The sequence below is a fragment of the Dietzia sp. IBK-p2-15D genome, assembly GCF_057773105.1.
In genome coordinates this window covers 160,421-186,126 of sequence record NZ_JBYMTK010000004.1, presented here as the reverse complement: position 1 = coordinate 186,126, position 25,706 = coordinate 160,421, and the positions used below count along the sequence as shown (strand labels likewise).

Below are 25,706 nucleotides of genomic sequence, written 5' to 3'. Positions count from 1 at the left end.
CGGAATGCTGGGACGACCGGGCGCCCGTGGCTGGGTGCAAGCATACTACTCTGTGGCCGATCGCGCGCAGGTCCCCCTTCCGCGAGTCGCGACTGGCGCTCACCGCGTCGGCTGCGGGCGGTAACGTACAGCACACGACAAGGGCCACACGACCCCGGAGGTGACCGTGCTCGGAACGATGCTGGACACGCCACTGCTCGTGTCCCGGATCCTCGAGCACGCGGCGGAACGACACGGTGGGTCCACTGTCACCGGATTCGTCGGCGACCTGGAACCCCGTCCGGTGCGATACGACGTGCTGGCCTCCCGCGCGGCCGCCACCGCGCACGCCCTCGCCGGGCTCGGGGTACGACCCGGCGATGTGGTGGGCATCCTGTCCGGCAGCCGCACCGAGGTCGTCGAGGCGATGTTCGCCCTCCCCGCGATGGGCGCGGTCGCCCTCCCGGTGAACGTCCTCCGCTCGCGGGAGTTCATGCTCTCCGTCCTGAGCGACAACCGGGTGTCGGTCGTACTCGTCGACCCGGAGCTGCTCTCCTCGGCACTCCCGGTGGCCGCGCAGCTCGATTCGCTGCGCCACCTCGTCGTCGTCGACGGTCAGGTACCCCCAGACCTCGGCGAGCTCGATGCCGACGTCCACGCCCTCGAGACCCTCCTCGACGGCCAACCCACCGCCTACCCGTGGCCCGACCTCGATGAACGCTCCGCCGCGGCGATCGCCTACACCTCCGGCACCACCGGCGCGTCCAAGGGCGTCGCCTACACCCACCGGTCCATCTGGCTGCACTCCATGCAGATGTCCATGGCCGAGAGCGCGGCCCTGCGCAGCGGCGACACCGTCCTGACCACCGTGCCGATGTACCACGTCATGTCCTGGGGGCTGCCGTACGCCGCCTTCATGACCGGCGCCGGCCTCGTCACCGCGCGACCACGGCCCGGCCGGGTGCTCACCACCGGCCACGACATGGCCGACCTGCTGCGCACATACAGGCCGAACAAGATGGCCACCACACCGGCCACCCTCCAACGGCTACTCCGGCGGCTGGAGAACCATCCGCAATCGATCGCGCATCTCAGCGAGGTCCTCGTCGGCGGATCACCCGTCCCCGAGGCCCTGTTCGACGCGTTCGTCGAGCGTCACGGGGTCACGATCATGCAGGCCTACGGACTCACCGAGTCCAGCCCCATCGCGACGTTCGCGCGACCCGACCCCCACTCCTCCGCGACCCGGCGACGCGCACAGATGCTCGGTCAGGGACGGTTCCCCGCCGGAGTGAAGGCACGCATCGTGGACGGCGGCCGGGTCCAGCACAACGACGGGTGGTCCGTCGGCGAACTCCAGATCCGCGGCCCGTGGGTGACGGCCCGCTACCTCGGCGACGAGGCCTCCGATCGCTTCGTCGACGGATGGCTACGCACCGGGGACGTGGCCAGCATCTCCCCCAAGGGCTACCTCGACGTGGTGGACCGGGTCGACGACATCATCGCCTCCGGCGGTGAACTGATCTCGACGGTCGAACTCGAACACGCGGTCCTGCTCGACGACCGGGTCGCAGAGGTGGCCGTGGTCGGTGTCCCGGACGAACGCTGGGGCAACCGGCCGCTCGTCCTGGTCCAGCTCAAGACCGGGGCGACCGCGTCCGCCCGCGCCCTCTGGGAGGGTCTCGAGGGCGTCGTGGAGAACTGGAAGCGCCCGGATCACTGGGCTTTCGTCGACCACATCCCGCAGACCACGGTCGGAAAGTTCGACAAGATCAGGATCCGGGCGCGCCACGCCGCGGGCGACTACGAGATCACGACGATCGCCCCGGAGGCGTCCGACTGAATCCCTCCGACGGGGTCTCGAAGGGACGCTCTACCGATCGGACGGGGCGTCGCCCGACCGGGTGTCAGTCTCCGGCCACGACCCGGGCACCGTCCGCGATCTGCAGGTCCAGCACCGTCCATCCCTGCGCCTCGGCATCGGCGCGCAGGTCGGTCGGCAACCCGTCGGTGCCCAACACCAGCACGGTCGGGCCGGCGCCGGAGACCGTCGCCGCGAGACCCCGCTCACGCAGTCTGGTGACCCACTCGGTGGTGCCGACCAGGGCCGGGGCCCGGTAGGACTGGTGGAGCCGATCCTCGGTCGCGGCCAGCAGGAACTCCGGATGGGCCGCGAGCGCGACCGACATCAGCGCGGCGCGGCTCGCGTTGAAGGCCGCGTCCTCGTGCGGGACGGTGGCCGGGAGCAGGCCGCGGGTCTGCGCGGTCGACGACGTCTCGGACGGCACCAGCACGGTGGCGACGATCGAGGGATCGACCTCCATGCGGACCGCGCGGTAGTGCACGCCGGTCGCCGAGCGCTCCGTCCACGACACCACGACCCCGCCGAGGACACTGGCCGCCGCGTTGTCCGGGTGGCCCTCGAACTCGCTCGAGAGCTGGACCAGGTGGTCGTTCGTCAGCACCCCGCCCATCAGACCGTTCGCCGCGACCAGTCCGCCGACCGCGGCGGACGCCGACGACCCGAGACCGCGGGAGTGCGGGATCGCGTTCCGGCAGGAGATCCGTACGCCCGGCACACCCACGCCACCGGCACGCAGCCCGGCCTCGACGGCCTTGGCCACCAGGTGCGAGGCGTCCTCGGGAACCTGACCGGCGCCCTCCCCCGACACCTCCAGCTCGAGGCCGGAGTCGATCGTGGTCACCGTGATCGTGTCGTACAGCCCCAGGGCCACCCCGAGAGCGTCGAAACCCGGCCCGAGGTTCGCGCTGGACGCCGGTACCTCGATCGTGACCGTGCGCCCGACCGGCAGGATGTGCCCACCCGAGCTGCCGAAGACCTCCGGGCCGGGACCGCTCACCTCGCTCACTGCAGGCCGAGGGCGCCGGCGACGGCCGACGGATCCACCGGGATGGCCTCGACCTCGGGCATCCCCAGCAGAGCGGTGTCCGGGTCCTTGAGTCCGTTGCCGGTCACGGTGCACACGATGGTCTGTCCCGCCTCCAGCTCACCGCCCGCGTGCGCGTCGAGCAACCCCGCCACCGAGGCCGCGGAGGCGGGCTCGACATAGACGGCATCCTTGCCGGCGACCATGCGGTACGCCTCGAGGATCTGCTCGTCGGTGCGCTTGCGGAACGTCCCCCCGGACTCGTCGCGGGCGGTCACCGCGCCGTCCCACGACGCCGGGGAGCCGATCCGGATGGCGGTGGCGATGGTCTCGGGGTTCTTGACCGGGGCGCCGTCGACCAGCGGTGCGGCGCCGGCGGCCTGCACACCCATCATCCGCGGACGGGACGAGATGATCCCGTCGGCGTGGTACTCGGTGTAACCCTTCCAGTACGCGGTGATGTTGCCCGCGTTGCCGACGGGCAGGAAGTGCAGGTCGGGGGCGCGCCCGAGAACATCGACGATCTCGAACGCCGCCGTCTTCTGTCCCTCGATCCGGACCGGGTTGACCGAGTTGACCAACCCGATCTCGGCGTAGGTGGCGGTGGTCTTGCGGGCCAACTCCAGGCAGTCGTCGAAGTTGCCGTCGACCTGGATGATGGTGGCCCCGTGCATCACGGCCTGGGCGAGCTTGCCGGCGGCGATCTTGCCCTGCGGGATGAGCACGGCGCACTCCATCCCGGCACGGGTGGCATAGGCGGCCGCCGATGCGGACGTGTTGCCAGTCGACGCGCAGAGGACGGCCTTCTGGCCGCGAGCCTTGGCATCCGTCACCGCCATCGTCATGCCCCGGTCCTTGAAGGATCCGGTCGGGTTGAGGCCCTCGACCTTGAGGTACACCTCGCAACCCGTCACGGCGGACAGGTGGGTCGCGCGAATGAGCGGGGTCCCGCCCTCGTAGAGCGTCACCGGCTCCCAGTCGTCCCCGATCGGGAGTCGGTCGCGGTAGGCCTCGATGAGGCCGGGCCACCGGCTGTGCACGGGCTGGTGGGTGTTGCTCATTCGGTGTCCACTCCCTCGAGACGGATGACGCTGGTGATGGCCGTGACGGCGTCCTGATCCGACAGTGCTGCCACGGTGTCGGAGAGCGCGCGCTCCGACGCCCGGTGGGTCAGGACGGTGAGCTCCGCGGAGGGCTCGACATCGTCGAGCTCGGTCTCCGGCAGTTCGACCTCGGTCTGTCGCACCTGTGCGATGGAGACGCCGTGCCGCGAGAACTCGGCGGCGACGAGGGCGAGCACGCCCGGCTTGTCGGCGACCCGCATGCGCACGTGATAGCGCGTCGAGATCTCGTCCATCGAGGCGACCGGAAGAGCGGCGTACGTCGACTCCCCCGGGGCGCGACCCGCACCGACCTTGTTGCGGGCGGCGGCGACCATGTCGCCCAGGACCGCGGAGGCGGTCGGGGAACCTCCCGCACCCTGACCGTAGAACATGAGTCGACCGGCGGCCTCCGCCTCGACGACGACGGCGTTGAACGCCCCGTTCACCGTGGCGAGCGGGTGGGTGTTGGGCAGCAGCGCCGGGTACACGCGCGCCGACACGGCCTCGGACCCGTCCGACTGGGTGAGCTTCTCGCAGATGGCGAGCAGCTTGATGGTGCAGTCCATGTCGCGGGCCGACTCGAAGTCGTCCGGCGAGATCCGCGAGATGCCCTCGCGGTAGACATCCCCGGCGGTGACGCGGCTGTGGAACGCGATCGACGCGAGGATGGCGGCCTTGGCGGCCGCGTCATACCCCTCGACATCGGCCGTGGGGTCGGCCTCGGCGTACCCGAGACGGGAGGCCTCCGCGAGGGTCTCCGAGTAGTCGGCCCCGGTCGAACCCATCTCCGACAGGATGTAGTTGGTGGTGCCGTTGACGATCCCCAGCACGCGCTCCACCTGGTCGCCGGCCATCGATCGGCGCAGCGGGCCGATCACCGGGATGGCACCGGCCACGGCCGCCTCGAAGTACAGATCGGTGTGCGTGGAGTCGGCCACCGCCGCCAGTTCGTCCGTGTACTCCGCGAGCAGTGCCTTGTTGGCCGTCACCACGGCCTTGCCGTGGCGCAGCGCCTCGAGGAGGAGCGGACGCGGCACGTCGATGCCGCCCATGAGCTCCACGACGACGTCGACGTCGTCGCGCGCGACCAACGACGACGGGTCCGCGGTGAGCAGGTCCGGATCGAGCCCGCGATCCTTGGTTAGATCGCGCACCGCCACGCCGCGGAGGGCCAGGGGCGCGCCGATGCGGGCCGCCAGTGCGTCGGCGTTCTCGGTCATGTAGCGGATGACTTCGGATCCGACGGTGCCCATCCCGAGCACCGCCACCCCCACGGGTCGCACGCCTGACGCGCTTGCGTCGCTCACTGTCCCACCTCCAGGCTCGTCAGATCGTCCAGGGTCTCACGGCGCAGCACCAATCGTGCCCGCCCGTCGCGCACCGCCACCACGGCGGGTCGCCCGATCATGTTGTATCGGCTCGACATGGAGTAGCAGTATGCGCCCGTGGCCGCGACGGCCACCAGGTCACCGCCACCCACGTCCTCCGGCATCCACAGGTCGCGCACCACCACGTCGCCGCTCTCGCAGTGTTTGCCGACCAGCCTGGACACCACTGGCTCGGCGTCTGACGAGCGTCCCACCAGCCGGGCGTCGTAGACGGCGTCGTACAGGGCCGTGCGGATGTTGTCACTCATCCCGCCGTCGACACTGATGTAGCGCCGGTTCTCCCCGCCCGCGAGCTCGACGTCCTTGACCACGCCCACCTCGTACAGCGTGACCGTGCCCGGGCCGGCGATGGCACGACCGGGCTCGACGACCAGCGTCGGCGGGACGAGCCCGGCATCCCGGGCGAAACCCTCGACGATCTCCCGCAGGGACGCCGCCAACTGGGCCACCGGCGGCGGATCATCCGACGAGACGTAGCTGATGCCGAGACCGCCGCCGAGATCGAGGTGGTCGAGCTGAGCTGTCCGCTCGGCGCCGAACTCGTCGACGATCTCGCGCAGCAGTCCGATCACCCGTCGCGCCGCGAGTTCGAACCCGTCGATGTCGAAGATCTGGGACCCGATGTGACTGTGCAGCCCGGTCAGCCGGATGTTCGGCGCGTCGAACACCGCGCGGACGGCCTGCATCGCCGCACCGCCCGCGAGCGAGAAGCCGAACTTCTGGTCCTCGTGGGCGGTCGCGATGAACTCGTGGGTGTGGGCCTCGACGCCGACCGTGACCCGGATGAACACGTCCTGGACGACGCCCTCCTCGCCGGCGATCCGGTCGAGCATCTCGATCTCCGACATCGCGTCGATCACGACGTGGGCGACGCCACTGCGGACGGCCAGGCGCAGCTCGTCCGCTGACTTGTTGTTTCCGTGGACGGTGATCCGTTCGGGCGGGAACCCGGCCCTCAGCGCGATCGCGAGCTCGCCGCCCGAGGCGACGTCCAGCCCCAGCCCCTCCTCGGCGACCCAGCGAGCGGTCTCCGTGGTCAGGAACGCCTTGGATGCGTAGTGCACGCGGTCCGCCCCGCCGAACGCCTCCGCCATCTCGCGGCACCGGGAGCGGAAATCGTCCTCGTCGATCACGAACAGCGGCGTACCGAACTCCGCGGCGAGCTCGCCCGCGGTGACACCCGCGAACTCCACGACTCCGTCGTCGCGCCGGTCGGCACCGCGTGGCCACACGGAGGGCGCCAGTGCCATGATGTCGTTCGCGTCGGCGGGCCGCTCACCGATCCCCGGCGCGTGCGGGACCTCGTGCCGGGCCCCGGCGGGGTGGGCGCTCACATCTTCTCCGGTGCGCTGACGCCGATCAGGCGGAGGCCGTTCGCGAGGGTCTGTCGGGTCGCCGTACTCAACGCGAACCGGGCGGCGTGCAGCGGGCCCGGCTCCTCGTCACCCATCGGCAGCACACGACAGGTGTCGTAGAAGCGGTGATAGGCGGCGGCCAACTCCTCGAGGTAGCGCGCGATACGGTGGGGCTCGCGCAGGTCCGCGGCGCTGGCGACGACCCGGGGGAATTCACCGATGGTGCGGATGAGCGCACCCTCCCGGTCCTCGGTGAGCAGCGCCAGGTCCGCACCCTCGGGGGTGACCCCCAGATCGGCGGCGTTGCGCGCCAGGGAGCAGAGACGGGCGTGCGCGTACTGCACGTAGAAGACGGGGTTGTCGTTCGTCGCCGACGTCCACAGCGCCAGGTCGATGTCCATCGTCTGGTCGACCGAGGACCGGATCAGCGCGTACCGCGCGGCATCGACGCCGATGGCGTCGACGAGGTCGTCGAGCGTGATGACGGTTCCCGCCCGCTTGCTCATCTTGATCGGGGCGCCGTCCCTGACGAGGTTGACCATCTGACCGATGAGCACCTCGATCGTCGCCGGGTCATCGCCCAGGGCCGCTGCGGCGGCCTTGAGCCGGGCGATGTACCCGTGGTGGTCGGCTCCCAGCATGTAGATGCACAGGTCGAAGCCGCGTTCGCGCTTGTCCAGGAAGTAGGCGATGTCGCCGGCGATGTAGGCGGCGTCGCCGTCGGACTTGAGAACCACGCGGTCCTTGTCGTCACCGAACGCGGTCGACCGGAGCCACCAGGCGCCCTCGGATTCGTAGAGGTTCCCGTTGCCCTTGAGCGTCTCGATCGCGCGGTCCACCGCACCGGAGGTGAACATCGAGTTCTCGTGGGTGTAGACATCGAAGACGGTTCCGAACTCGGCCAGCGAGTTCTTGATGTGGGAGAACATCAGGTCCACGCCGACCGCTCGGAACGTCTCGAGGGCCTCGGACTCCGGCTGCTCCAGCACGTCCGGGTGCTCGGCGACCACATTCGACGCGATGTCCTGGATGTACGCCCCCGCGTAGCCGTCCTCGGGGGTCGCCTCGCCGCGGGCAGCCGCGGCCAGCGAACGGCTGAAGCGGTCGATCTGCGCCCCGTGGTCGTTGAAGTAGTACTCACGCGTGACCGCTGCGCCGGAGGCCTCGAGCACACGGCCGAGGGCGTCACCGACCGCCGCCCAGCGTGTACCGCCCAGGTGGATGGGCCCGGTGGGGTTCGCGGAGACGAACTCCAGGTTCACCCGCCGGCCGGCCATCGCGTCCCCGTTGCCGTACTCCTCGCCCGCGGAGAGCACGGTGGCGACGAGCGAGCCCTGGGCCCCGGAATCGAGACGGATGTTGAGGAACCCCGGTCCGGCGATCTCGGCCGAGGCCACGCCCGGGTCGGCCACCAGCGCGGTCGCGAGATCCTGCGCCAGCTCGCGAGGGGCCGACCCGACCTTCTTGGCCAGTTGGAGAGCGATGTTCGTCGCGTAGTCCCCGTGCTCGGGGTTGCGCGGCCGCTCCACCGTCACCGACTCCGGAACGACCGACGTGTCGGCCCCGCGGTCGGCGAGAACGGAGATGAGGGCTGCGCGGATGACGGCGGCGAGATCGGCGGGAGTCACGTCTTCCTATCCTAGGTGTCGGCACGTCGCGGGGGGAATCGGACGTCTGTCCGGGCGACCCGTCCGAGCCCCGACGGGCCCGATGCGGTCCTGCCCGACCGCCGGTGCTACGATCAGTCTCGCTGTTCGAGCGATCCCCGCCAGTGCGGGGTGTCCGCTGGAGCGGCCTCCGGCCCGTGAGGGTCGGTATCCCGCCCTCGTAGCTCAGGGGATAGAGCGTTGGTTTCCGGTACCAAAGGTCAGGGGTTCGATTCCCTTCGGGGGCACACGCAGGACGAGAAGGGCCCGGGCGATTGCCCGGGCCCTTCTCGTCTCTCCCGCTCCGCGTCAGGTGGGCCGGGTGATGCCGTCCACCTCACCGATGCGGTCGACGATTCGCTCGTAGATGTCGGTGAGTGCGAGTACCTCGTGCTCGGAGAGCACGTCGATGAACAGCTCCCGGACCTTCTCGACGTGCTTGGGGGCCACTGACGCGATCGCCTGGGCGCCCGCCTCGGTGAGGGTGACGACGGTCCCGCGACCGTCCTCCGCGCATTCTCCCTTGGCCACCAGGCCGCGCCCCTCCATACGCCGGACCTGGTGAGAGACCCGGCTTCGGTCCCAGCCGAGCGCGGCGCCGAGTTCCCTCGCCCGGAGTCCCCGGTTGTCGGCCTCACTGAGGCTCACCAGAACCGAGTAATCGGATTGAGACATCGAGGCGTCCCGCTGGAGTTGGCGCTCCATGGCGAGTTCGAGCAGTTGGTTCACATCGCGGTACCGGCGCCACATGCGCTGCTCGTCATCGCTCAACCAGCGTGTCTCCGTCATGGGGCTATTACAGCACGACGACCCACTCGGCATTCCTCCACCATCGCTCCGGAGCGCCCGCCGCCGTCAACGGCGTTCACTCGCGATCGGCGCCAGACCTCTGCATGACGTGGGTGTGTGCGCCCCCGATGCCCGCGAACCGGGCGCGGTCGCACGTGAGCACGATGACCTGTGACGTCGCCGCAGCCGCGGCGATGACCGCTCCCATGGTGAGTCGGCGAGAGGGATCCGTATAGCCCATGGTGTCGTCGAGGAAAACGGGGACGCCGTCGTCGCCGACGAGTCGCGCACAGGCGATCCGGACGATCACCGCCAACTGCTCCCTGGCGCCCCCGGACAGCGATTCGTAGTCGACGGTCACATCCCCGACCCGCCTGGACAGGATGGTCAGATCCTCGCCGAGCCTGACGTCGAAGTCACGCCCGTACACGAGGGAACCGAGTTCGACGACCGCCCTGTGGAACGGGGCCTGGTACGCGAGCAGAGCCTCCGATCGACGCGCCGCGAGTGTGCGGTGGAGCAGGTCCGCCGCACGGGCTCGGCGCCACAGCGCTGCGTTCTCCCTCTCCGCCGCCTCGAGTTCGCGCTCGGCGGAAGCGACCCCCTCGAGCCGGCCCTGGTCGCCGATCGCGTTGACCCGGCCCATCGACGTGGCGACGGCAGCAGCCGATTCGCGTTCCTCGGCGGCCAGTGAAGACAGTGAGGCCCGGGCGTTGTCCAGCAGACCGGGCGGCGCGTCGGCGAGCGCCTCGTCCAGTTCCGCCTTCGCCTCCCGTGCCTTCTCACGGGCGGTCTCTGCCCGGAGGCGCGCCTCCCCCGCCTTCTCCTCGAGGCTGAGATCCGGGGTGGCGTCTCGCGCGGCCGATAGCGCCTCCCCGCACTCACCGTGCCGGCCGGCTGCCTCGTCTGCCAGTGCGATACGGGTCGCGTATTCGGTGCGGAGTGTTTCGGCCTCGGCGGATGCGGCACGATCCTCCGCCCTGCAGCGGACGACCGATTCCTCCGCGGCGGCGTACTCGGTCTCCGGATCGTCCTCCCCCTCCGCGACGGCTCCTCCTGCCCTCTCCTCCGCGACCTGGCCGGACGGCACGGTCCCGGCCGGGACCCGTGAGCGCAGGTCGTCCCGCCTCGCGGTGAGATCATCCGCCGTCTCGCCGCCGAGGAGGTCCGATCGCCGTCGACGCAGTGCCTCGATCTCGGCACGCAGCGCGCCCGCCCGCCGGGAGCGTTCCTCCGCCTCCGTGGGGTTCTCCACACCGAGCTCCGCGAGAAGGTGGTCCAGCCGGAGGCGAGCGGACTGCTCGTCCCGTCGGACGGAGTCCGTGTCACCCGCGGGGACGACAGTCAGCGATACCGTCCCGACCTCGAAGACCGTGTCCTCCACGATCTCGTGCGTCCACCCCGCAGAGGCGTCGAGGCCCTCCCCTCCGACCCGGAACTCGCCCTCCCCGGTGATCTCCACCCGGGGAGCACTGGCTGCGGACCGGATGACGGCCTCCCGCAGCGTCTCGTCCGCGCGGCGGATGGCGTCGACCGAGCCATCGGCGACGTCGACCGCGGCGAGCTCCGCCTCCTTGCGGCGCAGCTCGTCCCCCACCTCTGTCAGGGTCCCGAGGAGTCGTTCCAGGTGCTCGAGGTCCGCCCGCCTGCGGTCGCCCTCCTCGACCGCGCGTGCGGCATCGAGGCGCGTGCGGGCCCGGATCACTCGCTTCTCCGCCGCCTCCAGTTCGGCCCGCGCCCGACGGGCCCGCTGCTGGGCTGGTTCCAGCCTCTCGGCCGCGGTGGCGGCGGCCGCCCGCAGATCGGTCTCCCTCCGCTGTTCGGTCATCGCCCTGTCGATGAGTTCCCGACGCTCTCGTTGCTCGCGCAGCGCGGCGTCATGCGCGGCCACCGCCCGGTCGACCTCGGCATCGGCGGATGCGCTGACCCCTCTGAGGTCCGCGACTGCCCGGCCCGCGGCCTCGAGACGCCCGACTTCCTTCTCGAGCGTGGCGAGCGCGTCGAGTCGCGCGCGGTGGACGGCGGACCGGGCTTCGTGGTCCGCGACCGCCGCGTCGAGTTCCGAGTGCCGGGCCCGTGCCTCGGACAGCGCGGCCCGCGCCTCGGTGAGCCGGGACTCCGACCGCGCCAGGTCGCCGGTCGGCTCGCCCCGCCGCGCAGTGAGATAGCGATTGCGTTCCTCGGCGACGCGCTCGACCAGCGAGTCGTCGCCGGTCGGGTCCTCACCGCCCGCCGCGGCGTCCAACGCGCGGCGGAGAGAGTCCATACCCTTGGCCGCGTCGACCTGGCCCAGAGGTTCGTCCTGGGCTATGCGCAGGGCGCGCCACAGTGACCTGTCGACCTGACGGTCCAACAGGTCGCGGACGAAGTCGTGGGCGTCGTCTCCCGCCATCGCCGTGCGTGCCGATCCCGGGAACTCGAGGGAGGTGCGTTTGCCGCGGACGAACTCCTTGCGGTAGCGCATCCGTTCGCCGTCGACGGAGAACTCGGCCTCCACCACCACGGGAACGTCCCTGCCGACAGGGCTGGCGGCCTTGATCTCGGCACGCCCGGACGAGGCCTTGTGCTCGAGCAGCATCTCCAAGGCGTCCATGAGGCTGGTCTTCCCCGACTCGTTGGGGCCCTCGATCACCAGCACCCCACGCGGGGGCAGGTCGACCTCCTCGCGCACCACCCCGCGGAAGTCCTCGATCATCAACCGGTGCAGGATCATCGCGTTCCCCCGTCCACGAGCCGGTACAGCAAGCTCAGGGCGTGCCCGGCGTCCTCGGCGTCCACCCCGCCGGTGGCCGCCATGTCGACGAGGTCCGCGACCGCGCGGCCCGCATACCCGTCCACGAGATCCGTGAAGTCCGAGTCCTCCGCGCGGACCACGAGGTGGGTGCGTGACTGGCGCAGGTACGCGGAGGCGAACACCGCGTCCCAGGTCTCCAGGAGCGCATCGATCCGCGCGCGCAGGGCCACCCCGACGGTGCCGGTCAGCCCGAGTTTCAGCACGGTGCGCGGCTTGTCCTGCACCGCCTCGATCCGCTCGGCGAGGGAGTCGAGGTCCCCGTCCGTATCGATCTCCGCGTCCACCGCCAGGAAGGACCACCGGCCCGTCGCCAGCGGGGCGACCTCGCACGCTCGCCTCTCCCCCGACGGACCTCTCCCACCGAGCTCGACCAGTAGGACGTTGCCGGAGTCCTTCTCCACGTCGTCGAAGTCCGTGGTCTCCGGACTCCCCGAGAACCAGATGCGCCCGCCGGAGCCCACGCGGGTGACCGAGTGCCTGTCCCCGAGCGCCACGTAGTCCAGGCGGCGGGACTCGATCGCCTCCTCCAGCGAAGCCACGGCGATCGCCTCGACCGACGGGGAGTGCCCGCCGTAGATCTCGTCGGTACCCCCGTGCGCCACGAGGACCCGCACGGAGTCAGTGGGTTCGAGAGACGCCAGAAGCGCCGGTAACCGCGAGGGGTCCGGGCGCTTGGACGTCCACGGGACGCCGACCACCTCGACGCCGGGAACGACCTCGACCGGGCCCGAACCGTCGAGGACCACGACGGCCCCGCCCTCGAGCGCCGGGGAGAAGTCCCTGCACCGGAACACCGAGGACACGTCCAGTGGATCGTGATTGCCCGGCAGCACCAGCACCGGCACCGGGAACGCGGACAGGGCCTCGACCGCGCGGAGTACCACCGACCGGGGTACCGCGTTGTCCTCGAACACGTCGCCCGCGACCACCACGAACTGTGCCCCGTGTCGCTCGGCCAACCCACCGAGTGCCTCCACGGCCGCGAGCCTGTCCGCCGTGAAGACGGCCTGGGACTCGTCTCCGAGGAACCGCCGGGTCATACCGAGCTGCCAATCGGCTGAGTGGAGGAATCGGATGGCGTCGCCGTCCCGTGGGTTGGTCATGGCCGCATCGTAGGACGCGGGTCGGACACGCTACGCACCGGCGGCCCGCCTCACCGCGGCCGGTACCGGCCGAACGCGTCGAGGAAGTCCTCGAGGTCCGCCACCACCCGGAGTTGCTCGAGCGCGTCGTTGGTCGCCGCCGCGGCGAGCCTGCGGGTGACGGGCGCGTCCAGCAGGTCCTCGAGACCGGCCGGTCCGGGTGACGGCGACGCCGGCAGGATCGGCTCACCACCCCACAGCGTCTCCTCCACGTCGAAGGACACCTCGTCGTCGTCCCCTCCGCCCCGGAGGACGGCGCCGAGTTGCTCGGGTCGCAGGCCCCTGAGCTCGAACAACACCTCCGGCCGGGAGTCCCACCACTCGACCATGATGTAGGCGGCCGCCAGCACGTGTCGGCAGGGGCCGGGTTGCACCGGACAATGGCAGGTGAACGTGGTCGCCCCGTGCACCGCGGGCAGGAGGAGGAACCCGATGGTGTCGGAGAAGTCCCCGGCCAGGGCGCCGAGCACTCCCCGTTCCTCCCGCCTGAGGGCGATGCGCAGGGCGTCGGAGTCGGTGTCGTCGAGCGGGGCGAACGTGAACTCCACGGTGAAGGGTTCCGGTCTGCTCCCGTCGACGTCGATCCGGACGGACCGGCCCGAGTGGTGCAGGGAGAGGACCTTGTCCCTGCGGGCGTCCTGTCGTGCCATGTGGGCGTCACCCCGGGACACCCCGGATTCGATGTCACTCGCCCAACGTCTGCTCCACATGTGTGCGCCGAATTGCCCGGCCCGGGACCTCGCCCGGATGCCCGCTTCGCCGCTCACGGTTCGTCCCGCCCCACGTCGGTGAACTCGACGAGTGCCGCCAGGTCCGCGTCCGCGAGCTCGGTCAGCGCGCCGGCCAACGGTCCCAGCGTCAACTCCGCGAGGTCCCGCTTGGCTTCGAGGAGTTCGTCGATACGGTCCTCGACCGTGCCCGGTGCGACGAGCGTGCGCACCTGTACCACCCGGGTCTGGCCGATGCGGTGTACCCGGTCGGTGGCCTGGTTCTCCACCGCCGGGTTCCACCAGCGATCCAGGTGTACGACGTGGTTGGCCTCGGTGAGGGTCAGTCCGGTCCCTCCCGCGCGTAGCGACGCGAGCATCACCGGTGGGCCGTGCGATGCCTGGAACTCCTCGACCATCTGAGCCCGTCCGGCCGCGGTGACCCCGCCGTGCAGGAACGGCACGGCGGTGGCGGCCCGACGCTCGAGTAGGGGCAGGATCAGATCGCCGAATGCCCGGTACTGGGTGAACAGCAGCACCTTCTCCCCCGCGTCGAGAATCTCGGTGAGGACCTCGTCGAGTGCGGCGAGTTTGCCCGAACGGTGGCGGCCGCCGCGCAGGAGTGCGGACCCGTCCCCGAGGTAGTGGGCGGGGTGGTTGCACACCTGTTTCAGGGCTGTGAGCCCCGAGAGGATGGCGCCCTTGCGGGCGGCCCCCTCGGACTCCTTGACCTGTTCCATCATGTCCTCGACGACCGCCCGGTACAGGGTCGCCTGCTCACGGGTCAGTGGCGAATCGACCCTGATGTGTTGCTTGTCCGGGAGATCGGCGACCACGCGGGGGTCGGATTTGAGGCGGCGCAGCACGAACGGTGCGGCGAGTGCCCGGAGCCTCGATGCCGCGGCCTCGTCACGGTGGGACTCGATGGGGATCGCGAACCGGGCACGGAAGGTGCTGGCCGAACCCAACATCCCCGGATTGGCGAAGTCCAGGACGGCGCGGAGCTCGTCCAACCGGTTCTCCACCGGTGTCCCTGTCAGCGCGATCCGGTGCTCCGCCGGGATCGAGACGACGGCGCGCGCGACCGAGGTGGAGGGGTTCTTGATGGTCTGGGCCTCGTCGGCGACCAACCGCCGCCAGGCCACCCGGGCGAGCAGTTCCGCGTCCCGGGACGCCGTCCCGTAGGAGGTCAGCACGAGGTCGGCGGCTCCGAGTAGTGTGGCCGCGTCGTCACCCCGTTCGCGGGCCGGTCCGTGATGGACGTGGACCCGCAGCTCCGGGGCGAACGTCGCCGACTCCCGGGCCCAGGTGGCCACCAGGGTGAGCGGCGCCACGACGAGAGTGGGGCCGGTCCGGCCCGCCGCGTGCTCGGACGCGGTGAGCGCGAGCACCTGCATGGTCTTGCCGAGCCCCATGTCATCGGCCAGCACGGCGCCGACATCGGCGCTGGACAGCGCGGTCAACCACCGCACCCCCTCCAGTTGGTACGGACGGAGCGTGGCGCGGAACCAGGGTGGGAGGTCGACCGGGATCGACGACGACGAGGGAATCCAGTCGATGGTCGTGGGCGCCTCCACCTCGACGCCCTCGCCTTCCTCGGACATCAGGGCGGCGACCAGTGCGGGTGCCGTGACCCGCCCCCCGCGCCGCGCGGCGAGGAAGCGGGCCGCCCGACGCAGTGCACCGGGGTCCGCCCGGACCCATTGTCCGCGGAGCTTGACCAGATCGGACGCGGCGTCGAGGAGCATCTGGGCCTCGGCGGGGTCGAGGGGGACGTCGTCGACGACCATCTCCCAGTTCACGTCCGCCAGCTGATCGAGCCCGAGCCGACGCCCCGAATCGACGTTCTCGGTGCCCGGCTCCGTGACCGCGACCCGGACGGCGGTCCGCACCCTGGTCCAGGCTCGCGGCAGGAGGATCTCGACACCTCTCCCCCGTAGTGCCTCCACCCCCTCGTCGACCAACTGCACCACCAGGTCGGTGGGCATCATCAGGTCCGGACTGCCGGCGGTGTGGGTGGCACGCCCCAGCGGTGGCCACGACCGGACCGCCCGGTCGACGACGTCGCGCACCGCGTCACCCACGGCCGACGTATCGGGCAGCTCGGTGAAGGGCCGAAGGGAATCGGTGCCCGTGCGCACCAGCGTCTCCAGCCGCCAGAGGATCTCCCCGGGCGCGGCGTGCCCGGCCCCGCCGTCGGAATCGCCCGGGCCCTCGTCGTCACCGCCGGTCGGCTCGACGATCCGGAACACCACCTCGACGTCCCGTGCCGCCGCCGCCCGTCCGAATTCGTCGATCGCTTCCGCCAACGCCTGGCCCCCGGACGTCACGCCCCCGCCCGTGATCAAGGCCGTGCCCAGGTCGCTCCGGCGATCGCCCGCCAGGGGCGCCAGGGCCATCCGAGCGTGCTGGTCCGCCAGGGCGGCGAGTAGTCGGTCGAGGTCCTCGCGGTTCGCCACCAGCCCGTGGCACCGGGACAGGCTCTCCGCTGCCCACGCCGACACCACGGGTGAGGCGGCGAGAGTCCATGACGCGTCCCATGCGCCCTCCGAACGGCCGAGGACGGGGACGACGTGCCCCGCACGCACGAAGGCGGCCACGCCCGACGAGAGTGCCGCGAGGGCCCGCAGCCCGGATCCGACCCAGTGGTCGGTGGCGTCGACCATCCCGGACAGATCCACCGCCGCGCCGACCGAGACCCGGATCCCCGGCACCGTCGCGGTCCGGACCCGGCCCTCGACCGGGGCACGAACCCCGATCCGGTGCGTCAGCGAGTAGCGCTCCAGGAACCGGATCACCTCCGGCGGGGCTCCGGCCCGGCCCACAGCCGTGACCTCGGCGGCGGGGGCGATCGATTCCGGCCTACGCAATCCCGTCTCGCACCACAACCCCACGACCCCGGACTGCCACACGGCGTGTAGTCGGGGTGCGGCGGTCGGGGTCACGTGCACATGTAAGCACGCCGGTCCGACAGCGGGCCCGCGTGCTCCCCTGAGAGCTACAGGCGAGGCCGCTGTCCACAGGCGCGCACCTGTCCACAGTCCCGCCCTGCCGACCCCCTCGGCGGGCGGGAGCCGGCGACATCCGCGTTCAGACTCGATGCGTGAGCCATGATCCCCGTACCCGGAGGCGCCCGCTTGCTGGCCGAGTCGTGCGGCCGCCCGCACCCCGGGCGCTCGCCCTGGCCCTCGTCGTGCTCGGCGTGCTCGCCGCCGTGTGGTGGTCCGGCCAACCGCCCCGCTCCGTCCCGGGCAGCCCACCGCGGGAAGCGGTGGGGGCACTGCTCGACGCGGTCGAGGTGGTGGAGTCGCGGAACCCCGCTCCCGGGTACGAGCGGGACTGCTCGGGGGCGTCCGCGTGCGTGTTCGGCCCGGCCTGGAGTGACACCACCGGGGCGCCGGGGTCCCGAAACGGGTGCTCCACCCGTCACGATGTCCTGGCTCGCGACCTCGTCGGCGGCACCAGGACGCCCGGGGCACGGTGCGAGGTGTCTGGCGGAGTCCTGACCGATCCGTACACCGGCAGGCTCGTCGACGTGGGCACCACGGGGGTGCGCGGCATCCACGTCGACCACGTCTGCGACCTTATGTAATAACCGGCGACTGTTGGGTGCGCTCTACGCTGGCTGACATGACCGTCTCGCAACCCATGAACCTCGCGCAGGTGAAGACCGTCCGTCTGAGTGTGTTGTCGGACATGGTTGACCGGCCTGCGTGGCTGGAGTCCTTAATGAGCCAGTCGACTGGGATTCTTGGCCGGAAGGCTCCTCTCTATATTCCGTTGACTGCCAACGGGAATATTCATCCTGCGGTTGCCGAGTGGGCGCGAGGGTATCACTCCGTCAATACGGCTTCCGCTTATGCGTCAGATGTGGCGCTCTTTTTCAGATGGCTTGGTCCGGGGTATGACTGGCTTACGGTGCGCCGCGCTGAGTTAAACGATTTCATGGACCGCCGTCGCTTTGGCGCCTCGGGCGATGATGATCTGCGAGATATTCCGGCGGAGCCGGTATCTGCATCAACGCTAGCTCGCAACCTGGTCGCAATTCGCTCGCTTTACGACGTGGCTGTGGGTCTGGGATTTATCTCCGGCAATCCAGTGCCGTCGGGACGGATCAATGCCACCAAAGGACAGTCGTCAGCGGACGTCAACTGGCTGACCCGCCGGGCGTACGACCGTTGGCGGTCCGAGGGCCTGCTGGGGATTGGATCAGCTCGCGGCGAATCGCTGATGATGCGTGAGAGGAACACCGCGTACGCGGACTTGCTCTACCACACTGGCCTGCGACGAACTGAAGGTGCCGGGCTGCTGACGTTTGAGATTCCCAGCGCTGATTTCAGCACGCGACTAGTCTCTGGGCGCGTGCCAGCCTCGCTGTCGAAAGGGAGCCCATCGCGGGGCCGGATGATGTACCTGGACCGCGCGACGCACCAGTCGATCACGTCATATGTAACCGGGGCGCGTGAGGTCGAGGTGGCGTTCGGCCTTCGGTCTGGCATCTACGAGCAGGACGCGGACCCGCTGATCCTGAAAGAGATTTCCCGCCGCGGAGGGATTCCGACCAAGGTCCTGGTGAGCCGACCCGCAATGGCTGGTGAAGAGCGTTGGTGGCGGCTGGACGACCTCACGCTCGCCCAGCGCACACGCATGTACGCACTGGATGAGGAGGGGCGTCGGCGTCCTCTCATGGTGTGGCTCGGGACGGGCGGGAAGCCTGTCGGCGCCTCCAACTGGAACAGCGTCTTCAAGTCAGCTTCCGCCCGAACGGCGGGTGCTCGCGGGGCGTGGGGGACCGGTCTCGCGGTCCTCGATGACACTACGATTCGGGTCCATCCCCATATGCTTCGCCACTCGTTCGCGCTGTATGTGTTCGCACTCGCCGCACACATGGAAATGTGCCAGCGTGGTGCACTAACGCCCGGCGCGTTCGACTCGATGGTGCGCAGCCAAAACATCTGGCTGCGAGTCCAGACGCTGCTGGGGCACCGGAGCGTCGAGACCACTCGGAACTACTATTTGGCACCCGTTCTGGCGCTGGAGTGGGAGTGGTTCATGCGGGCCGCTGAGGGTGCTCCGCTGGCCCTCGACGACACACTCTCGCAGGTCGCTGCCCTGGACGACCGGGTGGCAGACGCATGAGATGCGAAGCAGTCGATGACGTAATCCGGGTGACACCGTCACGCGGACGGCCCTTCGACCTCGATTTCAAACCTGTTGACGTCGGACCAAACCTGCGAAAAGCGCTCATGGAGCGATTCATCGACATGGCTGGGCCTTCGGGATCATGGAGCACGAAACCGACGACGAATAGAGCTCTGGCGGCAGTCCGGGCGTTCTTCTCCGACCTCGGCGTCGTCAATGCCAGTGACCTGACTGGGGTGATGTACCGCGAACGGCTGCTGTCATGGTCCCATTCCACTCGCCACAGCCGGCACGGCGTCCTTCGAGCCGTCCTGCCCACGCTTCCCGGCATCAGCGCGGAGTGCGCACGCGTCATTGAATCGACGACTGCGCCGCGACCGGAACGGCAGGCCGCTGACGGCGCGTTGACAGATGAGGAAATCGAGTCGCTACGACTCACCTGTGTCAACACCGTGCGTGATGCCCTCACCCGTGTGAAGCGTGGCTGGGACGTCGTCGACGCCTTTCAGCGTGGCGAGTATGACGACAGCCATCCCGACTACGAGTACGCCCAGTTCCTCGACGAGGTGGCCCGCACCGGCGATATAGCGGACCGCTTCACCGGGGCCCCGAGGAGGCGGCGCGTGCCACCGAGCGTGTACCGCAGGCTCTACCCGAACTCGAAAACCTATAGCCGAACGGTCTTTCCGCTGTGGGAGAACCTCTACCCGACTCCCGCCGAAGCCGCTGCCGCAGTCCTCGGATTGATCATTACCTGCGGCTGGAACCTCGGCCCCGCCCTCACTCTCAACGTGAGCGACGTCAACCGAGTGGACGCCCGTGACGGCAGTGAACCTCTCCATCTTCGCGTCAGGCTCACCAAACCGCGGCGGGGCGTCGTCAGCGAGTGGACTGAGACCTACACCGACACCGGCCCTCGATCCAAAGCCCGCCTGATTCAGATGATTCTGGAACTCACCGACGGGGCGCGGCGCACGCTACGGGAGGTGGAGCACCCCACTGACGCGGTGCTCGTGTGCCTCTCGGGCCAATTAAATGCGATCGGTATGAGCCCGCGACCAGTCCCGCTCACCGTGCTGGCAGACGCCAATCGCCACACGATGATGAGATACCTCAAGGACTGGCGCGGTAAACACCCCGAACTGGACTTTGCGACGCCTCGCAGGTTGCGATCCTTCTTCGCCACACAAGTTCATCCGCAAGGCCATAGCCTCAACACCAACATCGACTACAACCTGAACGATCCGACGGTGAAGAAGGCCGTGCAGCCAGTCATCGCCGCTGTTCTTGAAGACCATTTCCACGCCGTGCAGGCGCGAGTCGTGAACGGTGCGGCGACGGTCGACGACCTCCCTCCGGATTCCCGCGGCGTGCTTGAGGACGTGAACTCAGGTGCGCGCGACACAGTGGCCTCGGCCTGCGTTGACCACGAGCATGCCCCCGACACTCATGAGCCGTGTCGCGCGTCCTTCCTGACTTGTTTCGCGTGTACGAACGCGGTGGTCCTTAAGCGACACCTCCCTCGAATCGTCGCCCTCCACGACCACCTGGAGGGATTGCGCGCTGTCACGCCAGCACACCTCTGGGACTCGCGATTCGCGGCTCACCATGCCCGCATCGCCTCGCTGCTAGTTCCCAATCGGCACTTCTCGAACGGCGACCTCCTCGCTGCCCGCGCTGATGTCACCAATCTTGACCGGGACCAGATCAAACGACTGATGAATAGGACTTGGGACTCATGACCAACCCCGCCGTCAACACTGCTGCGACTCCGACGGTCGGGCTCACGCCGGTCGTCCCGCTGCCGACCAGTCCACTCTTCGCCAACCGTCGCCACCGGACTCCCGTAGGAGCACCGGAGCCAGTGTTCGGCGACGACGTGTGGCCGCTCCACTACCTCTCGTTCTCCGAGAGCCAGATCACATTGAACATCAACTTCGCTGCCATTCGGCCCCGTCATCGCGAAGCGGCGAAGGTTTACCTCTACAACGTCCTCAATACGGAAACTCAGCGCCGAACCACATCTATGAAGGCTCGGTTCCCGTCCGCCGGGACCGCCGTCCAAATATTCCACGCCATGAAGCTGTTGCTGGACTGGATCGACACACACGGCCTCAGTAGCATCGCAGACCTCACCACCGACAACTGGACCCAGTACGGCGAGCATGTGGGTGCACGCGAGATCTGCGGCTACTCATCCAAGGTTTCGCAGCTCGTCCACCTAGGGCGACTGTGGGCCCACAATGTCGACCTGCCCTCGCCCTACGCGTTCACCGCACCCTCATGGTTCTCGGCGAAATATAGCCGGTGGCTCGGTCCTGCCCCAGTCGGGTACGAGAACAAAACCGAACCGTTCCCCCCTGAGGCGATCAGTGCGCTCATAGTTGCCGCCCACACCGTCATCAGCGGCTATCTCGACGGTACACTCACCGTCGGGAGTCGCATCCTTAAGAAGTCCGCTGAACCATGGTTCGCGGCGCAAGGGATCACGCTCCCACCGGGCCGCCTCTCCGCCGAGAACGCCCGACGATGGAAGGACGCCACCAACTGGCTCCAGCCCTACGACACGGGCAGCGTGCGGTCGGCAGCGTTCGTGCTCGTCTCCTACTTCACCGGCATGCGCCCCCAAGAGGTCCTGCACCTTCAACGCGGCTGCCTCCGCCACAACCCAGTCACCAGCAATGCCAGCGCAGCAGCTGAGTACACAATCGTCGCGCGCGAGTTCAAGGGCCTCCGCGATGAGCACGGTGACCAACTCAGTCACGGTGCTCAACGCGACCAGCCGTGGGTGACCATCGAGCCCGCCGCCCGCGCCATTGAGGCGCTCGAACAGCTCGCGAGACCAGACACCCCATATTTGTTCGCCAGGAACGGCCGCCCCCGAGAAGTCCGACAGCGGCAAGGCGAAGTAGCCACCACGTCCTCCATGACTATTAGTCTCGGCGACTTCATCACGCTCTGGAACGCCCACGCTGCCCGGAACGGAGACCCCATCGTTCCAATCTCCGGGCCGACCAGCATCCTCTCCGAGGGCCAATCCGGTGACGCCAATCGCCTGCGTATCGGAACCTCCCGCTTCCGACGCACGCTCGCCTACCACATCGCCAACCAGCCCGGCGGTGAGATTGCGCTCGGCATCCAGTACGGACACGTCAAAAACGTCGTCTCCATCGGCTACGCGGGGCGCGGGGAGTCGGGCTTCCCCGATGTAGTGGAGTTAGACGCCCTCCTCGGCTCCTGGGGCGACCTCACGCTGCTCGCCGAAGAACTCGAAGACGGATCTGCCATTAGCGGCCCGGCCGCGAATCGCGTCCGTGATGGCGTCACCGCCTTCGCTGCCGAGTTCGCCGGTGAGGTCAAAACCGACGCAGCACTCGACCGTTTCAAACGATCCGGACTCACTCTCATTCACGACAACGGGCACGCCCACAACGTCTGCTCGTACGTTGCCGCCACCGCCCTCTGCCACCCCACCCGAGCTACCAGCCACGACACGGGCACACCAGACCTCACCAACTGCCAACGCGGCTGCCCCAACATCGCCCTGTTCGACAGCCACGTCGAAGAGAAGACGCGGCAACGCGACCAACTACTCGCTGAAATCGACTACCTACCCGCCCCGCTGGCAGCGCGCAACCAGCAAATCGCGGACGAACTCACCAAGGAAATCGCCCGACACAAACAAGGGGAGAACAATTCATGACCCGACGCGGTGATGATGCAGAAGAACGCGACAAACTCATTGCCGCGCTCATTCGGACCCTGAAAGGTGAACCCGAAAGAAGTTCGGGACGTCTTTCCGTCAAAGCGGTGGCTGAGGAAGCCGGTCTCGCAAGAACGGCACTGACCCACAAACACCTCGACATGAAAGAACTCATCGGACTTTATCAAGCTGCAAATAGAGACCGAACCCGAAATGACAATACGGAAAAGGTGGAGTCTCTCACGGCCGAAGTTCAAGAACTCAAAGCCCTCAACGAGGTGCTGGCCGCGCAAGTGACGCTCGCGGCCCTCACCTACCGTCCCTCGCCAAGTCTCACATCGGTGCCGCCACCCTGAGCACCACGCAGGCCGGTCAACCAATTATTTACCAGCGCGTGTCGAACAATCAGCCCAAGGATTTCGCCCTGCAACCTGCCGGAGGCCGCGACGGAGTGAACAGCCTAGCCGTCAGTGGTACTGACTGTTCTAGCTGAAAGTTGTTGGTGGGTGCAGACCACGATCGTCAATCTCTACAGCCATGCCAAATCTCGCCACTGGGTCGGCCTATCAAACGAGTCGCGGCTGGCCCATTAGTATTCTCAGCCGAGTTCTGGGTCGGCGCTTATGAGCTTCTGCGCTTCAAGCACGATTTCTTCTGGCGTTGAATTTATCGCACGGGCTAGAGGCCATAGACGATCCAGCGGGGTTCCGCCGACTCCCTTTTCAATCCGTCGAAGCTCTCTCTCGCTCATGTTCGCCTGTTCGGCAACTTCGACCTGAGAGAGCGTGGCCGCCTTCCGCAACCGGGCTACGACCGTTCCGATGGCTCGGCGCACGACTTCCCTCTCCCGCAGCTCCATGGGCGAAAACTTGTGATCCGAGATAGGCACAGGCCCATTATCGCCGTCGATCGACCGTGTCGAGCGACCGGCACGACCCTTTCTGGCACCCGAGGGCCCCTCAGCGGTACTATAGGACACTAGTGTCCGGTTTCGCTACGATCGTCTCGAGGTCCTTGGTGCACTCGCCGCTCCCGCTACCCGCGCTCCGGCCGCCGAAGCGGCGCCCGGTCCACCAGATGTTGAGCTTGATCGAGGCGCACTCGAAGGGGGAGCAATGGACAGTTCAATTCCGTAGCCCGATATTTGGTGTTTACAGTGTGTTCGGCCCAATTCACCGCTCTGCCGTGACAAATGAGCTGAGAGTGGGACTGGCTTTTATCACGACCGGGGGCAAGTCCCCTAATAGCCGCGTGCTAAATATCTGGGCTGAACGGGCGGACTTAATTGATGTTGCGAGCACAAACTGCTCGCCGGCCACCGTCAGACATGGGGCAGTGGTCCGCGCTGAGGTCTCATCATTCGGAGATCGCCTCACCTTGGTGGGACATGCAGTCGCACAACGGCGCACCGAACTGATCGGAGTCGGCCACCACACGATACGAACGCCGTCTGGTGCGGCGCCGAACCTCATCTCAGTGTCTGAGGTCGCAATCCCCTCTAAACGACCTCCACCCCTGCCGTATGCGTGGTCGGACCTCGACCACGATGCCTCGTGTCAATAACGTGCTGGCTATGTACGCAACACTGCACCGAGCCCGGCAGGAATCATGACCGAGCGACAACCACACGCCGGAACCCCGCTTGCCGAAATAACTCTCTACCGGGACGAGGGCCACTTGCTGCCGCTGCGGCATTAGGAAGAGATGGTGGGAACCATAACCGGCTCATCCCAATCGAGGGTGTAGTCGTGGTCTGAATCCGCCGGCCTCGAGCAGGGACCTGGCGATGTAATTGGTGAGGTTGCGGAACCCGAGTGCGGAGCCTCGGAGGTGCTCGAGTCGTCCGTTGATGGCCTCGGTCGGTCCGTTGCTAGTGCCGGGCCGGTCGAAGTAGGCGAGCACGTCGTCGGTCCGCTTCTTCAACGTCCGTCCGAGTTTGGCGACCTCGACCAGGGCCGGCGGGACGCCGGTGCTGACGGAGTCGATCAGCGCGGTCATCAGCTGGCGGCCGCAGCGGCGGTCTTCATGGCGGTAGGCGGCGATCATGCGCTGGTAGATGCCCCAGGTCGCCTCGACCTCGACATGGGCATCGCCGTGGATGGCGGGGTCGAACAGTCGCTGTAGTCGGTCGATCTGCTTGTCGGTGAGCAGGCCAGCGCCGGTGGCCAGGGTCCGCCGTGCGGAGTAGAGAGGGTCGTCCTTGCGGCCGCGGTGGCCGTGGATGGACTGCTGCACCCGGCGGCGACACTCATCGAGCGCCTCGCCAGCCAGGCGCGTGACGTGGAACGGATCCATCACGGTCACTACGTCCGGGAGTTCCTCAACCGCAGCGGTCTTGAAGCCGGTGAACCCGTCCATCGCGATCACCTCGATCCCCTCACGCCAGGCCTCGTCACGCTCAGTCAGCCAGGTCTTGAACGCCTGCTTGGAACGGCCTTCGACCATGTCGAGCAGCCGCGCAGGCCCAGTGCCGTCACGGACCGGAGTGAGGTCGACAATCACGGTGACGTACTTGTCACCGCGCCGGGTGTGCCTCCAGGCGTGCTCGTCGACCCCGACGACCTTCACACCGTTGAGACGGTGCTCGTCATCGATAAGAACACGCTTGCCCTCGGCGAGAACGGCGTCGTTGGCGGTGTCCCACGCGACGTCGAGCGCCTCGGCGATCCGAGCGATCGTCAGGTGCTGCACGACCAGCGCTTCGAGTGCCCACCGCAGCCCGCGGCGCGAGAGCCTCGCCCGCGGCTCGGCCGCCCGGGTAGTGTCTTGGCGCCAGACGTGCCCGCAGCCAATGCAGCGGTAGCGACGCACCGCGACCTCGAGGACGGTGGGTCGCCAGCCCAGCGGCTCATGTGCAAGACGCCGGACGACGGTGTCACGAGGAGTCCCTTCGGCGCCGCAGCGCCGACACCACTCGTCCGATGTGAGAACCCGGCAGGCCAGCACCGCTCGTCCGGGCTCGAGGCGTTGGCCGGTGACGACAAGGTCAAGCTCGTCGAGTCGGCAGAATGTGGTCAAGTCCGGGCAGGTGAAGCCCGCCCGGACGGAAGCGTTGGGCATGTCGACAGTC

General features: G+C 68.4%; 18 protein-coding genes and 1 tRNA gene. 7 read left to right on the top strand and 12 right to left on the bottom strand.

What is annotated here, in order from left to right; all coding sequences use genetic code 11:
* Positions 1–160 precede the first annotated feature (160 nt).
* Complete coding sequence (locus AC3DEV_RS08195) at positions 161–1,822, top strand: long-chain-fatty-acid--CoA ligase (RefSeq protein ID WP_335672206.1); 1,662 nt, start codon at positions 161–163, stop codon at positions 1,820–1,822.
* A gap of 64 nt (positions 1,823–1,886) precedes the next feature.
* On the opposite strand, the gene thrB is transcribed toward AC3DEV_RS08195, so the two are convergent.
* From thrB to argS, 5 genes are read right to left on the bottom strand one after another with little or no spacing between them, the layout of a single operon-like run.
* Positions 1,887–2,849 (bottom strand): homoserine kinase, encoded by a 963-nt coding sequence (thrB, locus tag AC3DEV_RS08190; protein WP_096905249.1) that lies wholly within the window; start codon positions 2,847–2,849, stop codon positions 1,887–1,889.
* Positions 2,846–3,928 (bottom strand): threonine synthase, encoded by a 1,083-nt coding sequence (gene thrC, locus AC3DEV_RS08185; RefSeq protein ID WP_069389615.1) that lies wholly within the window; start codon positions 3,926–3,928, stop codon positions 2,846–2,848. Before thrC ends, thrB begins: the two co-directional genes overlap by 4 nt.
* Complete coding sequence (locus tag AC3DEV_RS08180; RefSeq protein WP_067718363.1) at positions 3,925–5,277, bottom strand: homoserine dehydrogenase; 1,353 nt, start codon at positions 5,275–5,277, stop codon at positions 3,925–3,927. The genes thrC and AC3DEV_RS08180 overlap by 4 nt, the downstream gene beginning before the upstream one ends.
* Positions 5,274–6,692: a diaminopimelate decarboxylase gene (lysA, locus tag AC3DEV_RS08175; RefSeq protein ID WP_120283607.1), complete on the bottom strand. Its 1,419-nt coding sequence runs from the start codon at positions 6,690–6,692 to the stop codon at positions 5,274–5,276. The genes AC3DEV_RS08180 and lysA overlap by 4 nt, the downstream gene beginning before the upstream one ends.
* Positions 6,689–8,341 (bottom strand): arginine--tRNA ligase, encoded by a 1,653-nt coding sequence (argS, locus tag AC3DEV_RS08170; RefSeq protein ID WP_206472378.1) that lies wholly within the window; start codon positions 8,339–8,341, stop codon positions 6,689–6,691. Before argS ends, lysA begins: the two co-directional genes overlap by 4 nt.
* Positions 8,342–8,534: 193 nt before the next feature.
* Here argS and AC3DEV_RS08165 point away from each other — a divergent pair.
* A tRNA-Arg gene (locus AC3DEV_RS08165) sits at positions 8,535–8,607 on the top strand.
* Positions 8,608–8,668: 61 nt separating this feature from the next.
* Here the strand turns inward: AC3DEV_RS08165 and AC3DEV_RS08160 are convergent.
* The 5 genes from AC3DEV_RS08160 to AC3DEV_RS08140 form a co-directional block, all read right to left on the bottom strand.
* Entirely contained in the window at positions 8,669–9,148 is a 480-nt protein-coding gene (locus tag AC3DEV_RS08160) for a MarR family winged helix-turn-helix transcriptional regulator (RefSeq protein WP_067718370.1), read from the bottom strand.
* A gap of 76 nt (positions 9,149–9,224) precedes the next feature.
* Positions 9,225–11,861, bottom strand: coding sequence for an AAA family ATPase (locus tag AC3DEV_RS08155; protein ID WP_069389618.1), 2,637 nt, complete (start codon positions 11,859–11,861; stop codon positions 9,225–9,227).
* A complete protein-coding gene (locus tag AC3DEV_RS08150) occupies positions 11,858–13,045 on the bottom strand; it encodes a metallophosphoesterase family protein (RefSeq protein ID WP_488371781.1) in 1,188 nt (395 codons plus the stop codon). Before AC3DEV_RS08150 ends, AC3DEV_RS08155 begins: the two co-directional genes overlap by 4 nt.
* Positions 13,046–13,095: 50 nt before the next feature.
* Complete coding sequence (locus AC3DEV_RS08145) at positions 13,096–13,734, bottom strand: hypothetical protein (protein ID WP_488371780.1); 639 nt, start codon at positions 13,732–13,734, stop codon at positions 13,096–13,098.
* Between the two features lie 113 nt (positions 13,735–13,847).
* Positions 13,848–16,736 (bottom strand): DEAD/DEAH box helicase, encoded by a 2,889-nt coding sequence (locus AC3DEV_RS08140; RefSeq protein ID WP_253702163.1) that lies wholly within the window; start codon positions 16,734–16,736, stop codon positions 13,848–13,850.
* Positions 16,737–16,894: 158 nt separating this feature from the next.
* On the opposite strand from AC3DEV_RS08140, the gene AC3DEV_RS08135 reads away from it, so the two are divergent.
* Genes AC3DEV_RS08135 through AC3DEV_RS08115 form a run of 5 tightly spaced genes read left to right on the top strand, consistent with a single transcriptional unit; the run spans position 16,895 to position 22,992 of the window.
* On the top strand, positions 16,895–17,383 hold the full coding sequence (locus tag AC3DEV_RS08135; protein ID WP_488371779.1) for a hypothetical protein: 489 nt from the start codon (positions 16,895–16,897) through the stop codon (positions 17,381–17,383).
* 38 nt (positions 17,384–17,421) lie between these two features.
* Positions 17,422–18,930, top strand: coding sequence for a tyrosine-type recombinase/integrase (locus tag AC3DEV_RS08130; RefSeq protein WP_488371778.1), 1,509 nt, complete (start codon positions 17,422–17,424; stop codon positions 18,928–18,930).
* Between the two features lie 29 nt (positions 18,931–18,959).
* A complete protein-coding gene (locus tag AC3DEV_RS08125) occupies positions 18,960–20,675 on the top strand; it encodes a hypothetical protein (RefSeq protein ID WP_488371777.1) in 1,716 nt (571 codons plus the stop codon).
* Complete coding sequence (locus tag AC3DEV_RS08120; protein WP_488371776.1) at positions 20,672–22,636, top strand: hypothetical protein; 1,965 nt, start codon at positions 20,672–20,674, stop codon at positions 22,634–22,636. The genes AC3DEV_RS08125 and AC3DEV_RS08120 overlap by 4 nt, the downstream gene beginning before the upstream one ends.
* Positions 22,633–22,992, top strand: a complete 360-nt coding sequence (locus AC3DEV_RS08115; RefSeq protein ID WP_488371775.1) for a hypothetical protein — start codon at positions 22,633–22,635, stop codon at positions 22,990–22,992. Before AC3DEV_RS08120 ends, AC3DEV_RS08115 begins: the two co-directional genes overlap by 4 nt.
* Positions 22,993–23,234: 242 nt before the next feature.
* On the opposite strand, the gene AC3DEV_RS08110 is transcribed toward AC3DEV_RS08115, so the two are convergent.
* Positions 23,235–23,525 (bottom strand): helix-turn-helix domain-containing protein, encoded by a 291-nt coding sequence (locus AC3DEV_RS08110; RefSeq protein ID WP_488371774.1) that lies wholly within the window; start codon positions 23,523–23,525, stop codon positions 23,235–23,237.
* A gap of 836 nt (positions 23,526–24,361) precedes the next feature.
* Positions 24,362–25,696 carry an ISL3 family transposase gene (locus AC3DEV_RS08105; RefSeq protein WP_132064189.1) on the bottom strand — a complete coding sequence of 445 codons (1,335 nt, stop codon included), beginning with the start codon at positions 25,694–25,696 and terminating at the stop codon, positions 24,362–24,364.
* Positions 25,697–25,706 lie beyond the last annotated feature (10 nt).

Coding starts and splice junctions, on each gene's coding strand:
- thrC (WP_069389615.1), bottom strand. CDS start 3,928: ATGAGCAACACCCACCAGCCCGTGCACAGCCGGTGGCCCGGCCTCATC.
- AC3DEV_RS08160 (WP_067718370.1), bottom strand. CDS start 9,148: ATGACGGAGACACGCTGGTTGAGCGATGACGAGCAGCGCATGTGGCGC.
- AC3DEV_RS08155 (WP_069389618.1), bottom strand. CDS start 11,861: ATGATCCTGCACCGGTTGATGATCGAGGACTTCCGCGGGGTGGTGCGC.
- AC3DEV_RS08150 (WP_488371781.1), bottom strand. CDS start 13,045: ATGACCAACCCACGGGACGGCGACGCCATCCGATTCCTCCACTCAGCC.
- AC3DEV_RS08145 (WP_488371780.1), bottom strand. CDS start 13,734: ATGGCACGACAGGACGCCCGCAGGGACAAGGTCCTCTCCCTGCACCAC.
- AC3DEV_RS08130 (WP_488371778.1), top strand. CDS start 17,422: ATGACCGTCTCGCAACCCATGAACCTCGCGCAGGTGAAGACCGTCCGT.
- AC3DEV_RS08120 (WP_488371776.1), top strand. CDS start 20,672: ATGACCAACCCCGCCGTCAACACTGCTGCGACTCCGACGGTCGGGCTC.
- AC3DEV_RS08115 (WP_488371775.1), top strand. CDS start 22,633: ATGACCCGACGCGGTGATGATGCAGAAGAACGCGACAAACTCATTGCC.
- AC3DEV_RS08105 (WP_132064189.1), bottom strand. CDS start 25,696: ATGCCCAACGCTTCCGTCCGGGCGGGCTTCACCTGCCCGGACTTGACC.